Annotated in this window: 9 protein-coding genes; 6 read left to right on the top strand and 3 right to left on the bottom strand. The window is 71.9% G+C overall.

Annotated elements, in window-relative coordinates; translation table 11 throughout:
* Positions 1-358, bottom strand: a 358-nt coding sequence (locus tag AN216_RS25585) for a GntR family transcriptional regulator (protein WP_244502660.1), incomplete at its 3' end; no start/stop codon positions are given.
* 298 nt (positions 359-656) lie between these two features.
* Between AN216_RS25585 and AN216_RS25580 the strand changes: the two genes are divergently transcribed.
* Positions 657-1403, top strand: coding sequence for an SDR family oxidoreductase (locus AN216_RS25580; protein ID WP_070199105.1), 747 nt, complete (start codon positions 657-659; stop codon positions 1401-1403).
* A gap of 102 nt (positions 1404-1505) precedes the next feature.
* On the opposite strand, the gene AN216_RS25575 is transcribed toward AN216_RS25580, so the two are convergent.
* Positions 1506-2426, bottom strand: a complete 921-nt coding sequence (locus tag AN216_RS25575) for an RNA polymerase sigma-70 factor (RefSeq protein WP_070199101.1) — start codon at positions 2424-2426, stop codon at positions 1506-1508.
* 162 nt (positions 2427-2588) lie between these two features.
* Between AN216_RS25575 and AN216_RS25570 the strand changes: the two genes are divergently transcribed.
* The 3 genes from AN216_RS25570 (at position 2589) to AN216_RS25560 (ending at position 5616) form a co-directional block, all read left to right on the top strand.
* Positions 2589-4184, top strand: coding sequence for an alkaline phosphatase D family protein (locus tag AN216_RS25570; protein ID WP_070199100.1), 1596 nt, complete (start codon positions 2589-2591; stop codon positions 4182-4184).
* The gene (locus AN216_RS25565) at positions 4181-4897 is read left to right on the top strand and encodes a DUF1990 family protein (protein WP_070199099.1); all 717 of its coding nucleotides are present in this window, start codon (positions 4181-4183) and stop codon (positions 4895-4897) included. The genes AN216_RS25570 and AN216_RS25565 overlap by 4 nt, the downstream gene beginning before the upstream one ends.
* A gap of 173 nt (positions 4898-5070) precedes the next feature.
* Entirely contained in the window at positions 5071-5616 is a 546-nt protein-coding gene (locus tag AN216_RS25560) for a GNAT family N-acetyltransferase (protein ID WP_170843227.1), read from the top strand.
* Here the strand turns inward: AN216_RS25560 and AN216_RS25555 are convergent.
* A complete protein-coding gene (locus AN216_RS25555; protein WP_070199097.1) occupies positions 5555-6775 on the bottom strand; it encodes a trans-sulfuration enzyme family protein in 1221 nt (406 codons plus the stop codon). The genes AN216_RS25560 and AN216_RS25555 overlap by 62 nt on opposite strands.
* Before the next feature lie 60 nt (positions 6776-6835).
* Between AN216_RS25555 and AN216_RS25550 the strand changes: the two genes are divergently transcribed.
* Complete coding sequence (locus AN216_RS25550; protein ID WP_070199096.1) at positions 6836-7309, top strand: Lrp/AsnC family transcriptional regulator; 474 nt, start codon at positions 6836-6838, stop codon at positions 7307-7309.
* 104 nt (positions 7310-7413) lie between these two features.
* A complete protein-coding gene (locus tag AN216_RS25545; protein WP_070199095.1) occupies positions 7414-9117 on the top strand; it encodes a DUF885 domain-containing protein in 1704 nt (567 codons plus the stop codon).
* Positions 9118-9176 lie beyond the last annotated feature (59 nt).

The raw sequence follows: 9176 nt of genomic DNA, 5'->3' as shown, positions 1-9176 counted from the left end.
CGCCGGGCGCCAGCGCGAGCAGCCGGGCCACCGCCGCAGGGGGCGCCGTCTGCGCGTAGCCGTCGACGTGCCAGTCGTCATCGCTGAGGTCCGGCTCTGCGGGCCCCACCTCCAGGCCGACTCGCGGCGGGGCGACGGTGGTACCGACGCCACGGCGGCGCTGCAGCCGCCCCTCCAGCTCAAGCTGCTCCAGCGCCTGGCGGAGCGTCGCCCGGGCGACCCCGAACCGGGCGGCGAGTTCGCGCTCGTTGGGGAGGATCTCCCCGACCGAGAACTCCGAGTCGAGCGCTTCGGTCAGCCGGGTCTTCAGATGCCAGTACTTCGGCTCCGGAGCCGTCTCGAGTTGCGTGGTCCCCACCCTTGCCTCCGCGATCGCCGTGCCGCCGTGCCGTGTCAGCGAGACGCGGCCGAACGCCCTCACCGGCCGGTCTTTCACCTGGATTCTTTATTAAAGGTTGTTGCGTATGCCTGTGACCCTAGGACGACCCACTCGCTTGGTCAAGACCAATGCCGAGGGAGAACACCGGCGCGGGGCCCAACTCCGCGCGGGAGCACGTAACGTCTGCCGCAGACGCGCGATCACCGAGGAGTCCGCCATGTCGAATCAGCACCACGACGCACCACCGGCCCCGACGACTCGGACCGACGCGTCCTCCATGGCACCGGTGACCGTCGTCTCGGGTGGCGGACGCGGGATCGGGGCGGCGATCGCCCGGCTGTTGGGGCAGCGGGGACACCGGGTCGGCATCGGCTACGAGCGCGACGACGAGAGCGCGCGACGGACCGCCGAGGCCGTACGCGCGGCCGGCGGCGAGGCGGTCACCCACCGCCTGGACATCACGGACGAGGAGCAGGTCGACGCGCTGTTCGACACGGTGACGGAGAGTTTCGGCCAGGTCACCGGGCTGGTGTGCAACGCCGGCGTCAGCGGCCCGCTGGGGTCGTTCAGCGAGGTCTCCACGGCCGTGCTGCGCCGCGTCGTCGACGTGAACGTGCTGGGGACGCTCCTGTGCGCGCGCCGGGGCGCGTTGGCGATGTCCACCCGGCACGGCGGCGCGGGTGGCGCGATCGTGACCGTCTCCTCCGCGGCGGCCACTCTGGGCAGCCCGCACGAGTACGTCCACTACGCGGCCAGCAAGGCCGCCGTGGACAGCATGGCCGTCGGGCTGGCCAAGGAACTCGGGCCGGAAGGCGTACGCGTCAACTCGGTACAGCCTGGTTCGGTGTTCACCGAGATGCACGCGGCGATGGGAGACCCCGAACGCCCCTGGAAGAAGGCGGAGATCACCCCGCTGCGTCGCTCGGGCGAGCCGGCGGAGATCGCGCACGCCGTCGCGTGGCTGCTGTCCGCGGAGGCGTCGTTCACCACCGGTGCCGTGCTCCGCGTCGCCGGTGGCCTGTGATCCGCCGTACGGAACGGCCATACGCGACCGCCGCGCGAGCCGCCGTACGTGAGCCCGTGTCCGCCGCCATACGGGAGCGGCGGTGGACCACGGAGCGGGCGCTCAGTCCGACGTCGGACTGAGGCGGGTCAGCTTGTCCGGGTTGGTCAGCAGATAGATGGTCTGGACCCGCTCCCCCACCACCTCCAACAGCACCGCGCTGTGTGCCCGGGACTCGCTGCACACCAGCAGGCCGACCGCCCCGTTGAACTCGGGGAAGGTGAACTCGGGCGCCGGCAGCTCCGTCTGGCCCACGGCCGCCAGGAAGCGCCCGACCTTGTCCGCCGACTCCATGACCCGCAACGGCGCCTTCGCCTTTCCACCGCTGTCCCCGATCAGCCGGACGTCCGGGGCCAGTACGTCCAGCAGCCCCGCCAGGTCGCCGGACACCGCGGCGGTCAGGAACCGCTCGGTGAGCCGCCGTTGCTGCGCGGGGTCGACCTCGAACCGCGGCTGGCGCTGCCGTACGTGACGCCGTGCCCGGCCGGCCATCTGACGTACCGCCGGTTCGGAGCGGTCGAGGGTGTCGGCGATCTCGGCGAACGGGTACCCGAAGGCCTCCCGCAGCACGAACACCGCGCGCTCCGCCGGCGACAGCGACTCGAGCACCACCAGAAGAGCGAACGACACCGACTCGGCGACCTCGACCCACCGCGCCCCGTCCGGTTCCGCACGCGGTCCCCGCTCGGTGGGCAACGGCTCCGGCAGCCACGGTCCCACGTAGCTCTCCCGGCGGGCCCGCACCTGACGCAGCCGGTCCAGGGCGAGTCGCGTGGTGACCCGGGTCAGATACGCCGCCGGCTCCCGTACGTCCGTACGGTCGGCGGCGGACCAGCGCAGCCACGCCTCCTGTACGACATCCTCCGCGTCGTCGACCGTGCCCAGCATGCGGTAGGCCACGCCCAGCAGCCGCGAACGGTACCCCTCGAACTCCTCAGGCTCCTCGCTCACCGCGTCGCCGGTGGCTCCCTGGGCAGCACTCATGCGCCCATGATCCCTCCACCTCCCGCTCGTCGCGAGTCCGGCGGTGCGGCGCCCCGGGCCGGAGGCGGGTCGCTGTGCGACACCGCGAGTACGGTTTCCCTTCTCCCACACGTCACGCTCAGGGCGTACGATCCCAGGCCGGCTGATCTCGGGAGGCTTGCCATGTCACGGAGCGACGAACCCGCCGCCACCGCGCCGCCGAACCGGCGCACGGTGCTTCGCGGTTCCCTCGGCGCGGTGTCGACGGTCACGTTGCCGCTGACCGCGCTGGCGGGTGGCGCGCCGGCGCAGGCGCGGTCGGGGCGCCCGCGAGGCGACTGGGGCGTACAGGTCGGCGATGTCACGGCCTCCTCCGGGCTGGTGTGGGTGCGTGCGGACCGGCGGGCCCGGATGGTGGTGGAGACCGCCGCCACCGAATCCTTCCGCAGGGTGCGGCGCTGGCCCGGGCCGGTGGTGGGTCCGGGCACGGACTTCACCGGTACGACCCCGCTGAACGGCCTGCCCCCGGGACAAGAGGTGCACTACCGGGTGCTGTTGGCCGATCCGGACGATCCGCGGCGCAGCTCCGAACCTGTGCACGGCAGCTTCCGTACCGCCCCCGCGGACCAGCGGACGGACCTCCGCTTCCTGTGGTCGGGGGATCTGGCGGGCCAGGGTTGGGGGATCAACCCGGACCGTGGCGGCTATCCGATCTTCGCCGAGATGGCGCGGCTGTCCCCGGACTTCTTCCTGAACAGCGGCGACACCATCTACGCCGACTCGGAGATCCCGGAGCGCGTCGAGCTGCCGGACGGTGGCGTGTGGCGCAACATCACCACGGAGGAGAAGTCGAAGGTCGCCGAGACGCTGGCGGAGTTCCGCGGCAACTTCCGCTACAACCTGCTGGACGACAAGCTGCGGAACTTCAACGCACGCGTTCCCTCGGTGACGCAGTGGGACGACCACGAGGTGCACAACAACTGGTACCCGGGCGAGACCCTGGACGACGACCGGTACACCGAGACGGACGTCGACGTCTTGGCGGGACGTGCGCGACGGGCCTTCAGCGAGTACTTCCCGATTCGTACGCTGCCGCCCGGCGACCGCGACGGGCGGGTCTACCGGGCGGTGCGGCACGGTCCGCTGCTGGACGTGTTCGTGCTGGACATGCGCACCTACCGGAACGCCAACTCGGCGGGTCGGCAGCCCGACGAGAGGCAGGGCATCCTCGGTGCCGAGCAGTTGCGCTGGCTCAAGCGGGAACTCTCCCGCTCCCGCGCGCTGTGGAAGGTCATCGCCGCGGACATGCCGCTGGGGCTGACCGTCCCGGACGGTGACACCGACTTCGAGGCGGTCGCCCAGGGCGATCCGGGAGCGCCGCTCGGTCGCGAGCTGCAGATCGCCGAACTGCTGCGACACGTCAAGCACCGGGGAATCACCGGCACCCTGTGGCTGACCTCGGACGTCCACTACACCTCGGCGCAGCACTACGAGCCGTCCCACGCCGCTTTCCGGGACTTCGCGCCCTTCTGGGAGTTCGTGTCGGGGCCGCTCAACGCGGGCGGGTTTCCGCGGTTGGAGCTGGACGGGACCTTCGGCCCGCGGACCGCGTTCGTACGGGCGCCGGAGACCGCCAACGTGCCCCCCTCCGCGGGAGGGCAGTTCTACGGGCAGGTCGACATCGACGCGGACAGTGGCGAGTTGACGGTGCGGTTGCGGGAGGAGGGCGGCGCGGTGCTGTTCCGTAAGGTGCTGCGGCCCGGACGCGTGGGGCAGTGACCACCGGGCACGACCGGGGCGGCGGACACGACCGGCACGGTTCGTACGGGAAGTCGCCCGCGCGGCCGGACCCCGACTATCCCGGGGTGGGAGCGACCGAGCGCGGCGGTCCGCCCCTCGGGTCTCGCACCCTGGCGCATCGGGCCCGGATCGGCCGCGGGGAGGCGGATTTCCGGGCGGCCGTGGAGGCCGTACTGAGCTGGCACATGCACCACGGGATGGGTGTCCGCCTGGTGACCGACAGTCCCCGGGCGCGGCCTGGGGCGAGCGTGACGGTCGGCCTGGGTGTGGGCCGACTGAGGGTGTGGGCGCCCTGCCGGGTGGTCTGGACAGCGGACGGTCCGAGCCGGGCGGGCTGGGGCTACGGCACCCTGGCCGGGCATCCGGTGCGCGGCGAGGAGGCCTTCGTGGTGACGCGGGACCCCGAGGGTGTCGTGTGGCTGACGGTGTTGGCGTTCAGCTGGCCGCTGGCCTGGTGGGCGCGGGCGGCCGGTCCGCTGCTGCCGGTGCTGCAACGGGCGTACGCGTGGTGGTGCGGCGTGACGCTGCGCCGGATCGTACGCCGTCCCGGGCGCGCGCCCGGGACGGGTGTGCCGGAGCCGAGCACGCCCGGGACGGGTGTGTCGGGAACGAACCCGCCCGGCACCGTGTGCCGCGTCGGTAGCGGAATCGGGAGCGTGTCGCGCCGACGTACGGGACCGAGCGAGCTGTGACGCAGCTGTCACGACACGTTCGAGAACTGGAAACAGCCCGGCTCCAGACTGGAGGAATGACACCTCATCACCCGAATCGGTTCCGTCACTGTGCCCGGCCCGAGCAGCAGCACTCCGCCTGCCCGCCCGCGCGTCCGGGCGGGCAGGCCGGGGCCTCGGCGCCGGCTGGGCGCGTGCGGCCCCGAACGCACGACAGCCCGGGGGCCGCTGACTCGGGAGTGTCCCTGCGGGAAGTCGACACCCGGGACCGGGAGGCCGCCCACGCGCTGCACGACCGCTGCTCCCGGCGGACTCTGACGCAGCGCTACCACGGCAGCCCGCCCGACGCGGACCGCTACCTCGAGCACCTGCTGTCCCCACGCTTCGGCCGTTCGCTGGCGGCGTACTCCGCTGGCGGACAGATGGTGGGTCTGGGCCATCTCCTGTGGGACGGCGCGGACGCGGAGGTGGCCCTGCTCGTGGCCGACCGCTGGCAAGGCCGTGGCGTCGGGACGCGGCTGCTTCGTGGCCTGTGCGAACTGGCCCGTCGAGAGGGGCACGAGTGCGTTTACGCACTGGCGCCCTCGTCGAACTCCGCCGTGGCGGCGCTCATGCACGGTCTCAGGACGCCCGTGACGCGGCACGTACAGCAGGGCGGGCTGGTCATCGAGGCACGGCTCACGCCGCTTCCGAGCGCGCGACCGGCTCGGCTGGCGTGCGGGCCGACGCTTGGCCACTGAGCGCCGAGTCGAGGTCGTTCCACAGGTCGTTGGCGTCCTCCAGGCCGACGGACATCCGCAGCAGCCGTGGGCTGATGCCACCGGCGTGCCGGTTCTCCTCGGGTAGCACCCGATGGCTGATCGACCCGGGATGCTGGATCAGGGAGTCGACGCTGCCCAGGCTGACCGCCGGGGTGATCAGCCGTACGCCGGCGATCACCTCGTGCGGATCGCCGATCACCTCGAAGGCGATCATCGCGCCGCCCAGTTCGGGATAGTGCACACGGCTCACCCGCGGATCGGCGCGCAGCCGGCGGACCAGTTCCGCGGCGGTCGCGGACTGGGCACGTACCCGGGTGGGGAGCGTGGACAGGCCCCGCAGCAGCAGATACCCGGCCAACGGATGCAGTACGCCGCCGGTGGCGAAGCGCACCTGGCGCAACTGGCGCGCGTACTCCTCGTCGCAGGCGACGACACCGCCCAACACATCGCCGTGACCGCCGAGATACTTGGTCGCGCTGTGCAGCACCACACGAGCGCCACTGTCCGCCGGGCGCTGCAACACGGGCGTGGCGAAGGTGTTGTCGACCAGCAGCGGCACCGGGCCGCAGTCCCGTGCGAGAGCCCGCTGGTCCACCTCGGCCAGTGTCGGATTGGCGGGGCTCTCCACCATGACCAGACCGGTCTCGGGGCGGATGGCCCCGGCGACGTCCGCCGGCTCGACCCAGGTGACCTCGGTGCCCAGCAGCCCGGCGGACAGCAGATGGTCGCTGCACCCGTACAGCGGCCGTACGGCCACCACGTGCCGCAGCCCGGCCGAGACCCGGACCAGCAGCGTCGCCGTGAGGGCCGCCATGCCGCTGGCGAAGGCGACCGCGGACTCGGTGCCCTCGAGGCGGGCGAGTGCCTGCTCGAACCGGGCCACGGTGGGGTTGTCCAGGCGTGCGTACACCGGCGGGCCGTCCAGTTGAGCGCCCGTGGCGGCGAAGGCGTCCAACCTGGCGGCCTCCGCGCGGCTGTCGTGGGAGGGGTAGGTCGTGGACAGGTCCAGTGGGGTGGCGTGCAGGCCGAGCGCGGCCAGGTCCTCCCGACCGGCGTGCACGGCCTCGGTGGCGAGCGTACGGCCGCCGCTTCGGTCGCCGCCGGTGGGCGACCCGGGCGTGTTCTCGGTGGTCTCCATGTAGAGCACCCTGAACGAGGAACGGAGTATGCGGGTACCGGGCCGTGCTACGTTCGGCGAATGCCTGAATCCATCGCGCTCGATGCGGTCGATCTGGACATTCTGCGCTTGCTACAGAACGACGCCCGGATGACGTACAAGGAGCTCGCCCAGAGTGTCGGAGTGGCTCCGTCCACCTGTCTGGACAGGGTGACGCGGCTACGCCGGGTGGGAGTGATCCTCGGTCACGAACTGCGCCTGGACCCGGCACGCTTGGGCAGGTCGTTGGAGGCGCTGCTGTCGGTACAGGTTCGGCCGCACCGGCGGGAGCTGATCGGCCCCTTCGTGGAGCGGATTCGCGGGCTCCCGGAGTCCCGGGCGCTGTTCCATCTCACCGGGCCGGAGGACTATCTGGTGCATGTCGCCGTGACGGGCACCGCCGATCTGCAGCGGTTGGTCATCGACGAGTTCACCTCGCGAAGTGAAGTGGCGCGGGTGGAGACCCGGTTGATCTTCCAGCACTGGACCTGCGGTCCGCTGCTGCCGCCGGGCTGAAGGCGCGCGCGACCGCCCCGACACGGGCACTCCGGGCGGAAAACCCGATCGACACCGGGGAAGGGCTGGTGACGCGACGCGTTCGGCATACGAGGATGGGGTGTATGTCCGATGCCAAGAACACCACACCGCTGCCCCGCGAGGTGGCCGACCGATATGTCGACGCCCTGGTCGAACTCGACCCGATCACCGGCACGTTCCTGGGCGTGCCGCACAGCCACAGCAGGCTGCCGGACTTCTCCCCCGAGGGGCAGGAGGCGGCGGCCGAACTCATCCGCGACACCCTGGAGCAGCTCTCCGAGGCCGAGGAGCGCCCGGGTGCCGAGAGCGATGTGGAGCGGCGCTGCGCCCGCCTGTTGCGTGAGCGGCTGACGGCCGAGTTGGCCGTGCACGAGGCCGACGAGGGCCTGCGCGGCGTCAGTAACCTGCACTCGCCCGTACACTCCGTGCGGGAGATCTTCACGGTGATGCCGCAGGAGACGGACGAGGACTGGTCGGCCGTCATCCAACGGCTGCACGCCGTGCCGGCCGCACTGGTGGGTTACCGCGCCTCGTTGGCGGCCGGGCTGACCAAGGAACTGCCCGCCGGACCCCGGCAGGTGGCGACCGTGATCGGGCAGCTCGACGAGTGGGTCGGGGAGGGTGCCGGCCAGGAGGGCACGGAGTGGTTCGGCGAGTTCGCCGCGCGCGGCCCGGATTCCGCGCGCACCGAGCTGGACCGGGCGGCGGAGGCCGCCACCAGGGCCGTACGGGAGCTGCGCGACTGGCTCCGGGACGTGTACGCACCCGGTGTGGAGGGCGCCCCTGAGACGGTGGGCCGGGAGCGGTACGCCCGCTGGTCCCGGTACTGGAACGGCACGGACCTCGACCTGGAGGAGGCGTACCGCTACGGCTGGGAGGAGTTTCACCGGCTGCTGGAGCAGATGCGTACCGAGGCGGAGAAGGTGCTTCCGGGTGCCGCCAGCCCGTGGGAGGCGCTGCGGCACCTGGACACGCACGGGCAGGCGGTGGACGGTGTCGACGAGGTCGCCGACTGGCTGCAGTCCCTGATGGACGAGGCGATCGAGAAGCTGGACGGTACGCATTTCGACCTGGCGGAGCCGGTGCGCCGGGTCGAGTCCCGCATCGCGCCGCCGGGCAGCGCCGCGGCGCCGTACTACACCCAGCCCTCACTGGACTTCTCCCGCCCCGGTCGTACCTGGCTGCCGACCATGGGCGAGACCCGTTTCCCCGTCTACGACCTGGTCACCACCTGGTATCACGAGGGCGTGCCGGGGCACCATCTGCAGCTGGCGCAGTGGGTGCACGTCGCCGACCAACTGTCCCGCTACCAGACGACGGTGGGCATGGTCAGCGCCAACGCGGAGGGCTGGGCGCTGTACGCCGAGCGGCTCATGGACGAACTGGGCTTCCTCACCGACGCCGAGCGACGGCTGGGCTACCTGGACGCCCAGATGATGCGTTCCCTGCGGGTGATCGTGGACATCGGCATGCACCTGGAGTTGGAGATCCCGGAGCACTCCCCCTTCCACCCGGGCGAGCGGTGGACTCCGCAGTTGGCTCAGGAGTTCTTCGACGCGCACTCGGGCCGGCCGTCCGACTTCGTCGAGAGTGAGCTGGTGCGCTATCTCGGCATGCCGGGGCAGGCGATCGGCTACAAGCTGGGCGAACGCGCCTGGTTGGCGGGTCGGGACGCCGCGCGGCGGGCGCACGGCGACGCGTTCGACGCGAAGGCATGGCACATGGCGGCACTGTCCCAGGGCTCGCTGGGGCTGGACGACCTGGAGGCAGAACTGTCCGCGCTGTGAGCGGCGTGCCGCGGCCGTTACCCGCCAGGGAGCCCTGTGGCCCCCGGGGTCGTGATCGT

The organism is Streptomyces oceani, assembly GCF_001751245.1.
In the GTDB taxonomy this organism is placed as follows: Bacteria; Actinomycetota; Actinomycetes; order Streptomycetales; family Streptomycetaceae; genus Streptomyces; species Streptomyces oceani.
This window is presented reverse-complemented; position numbering and strand designations above follow the sequence as displayed.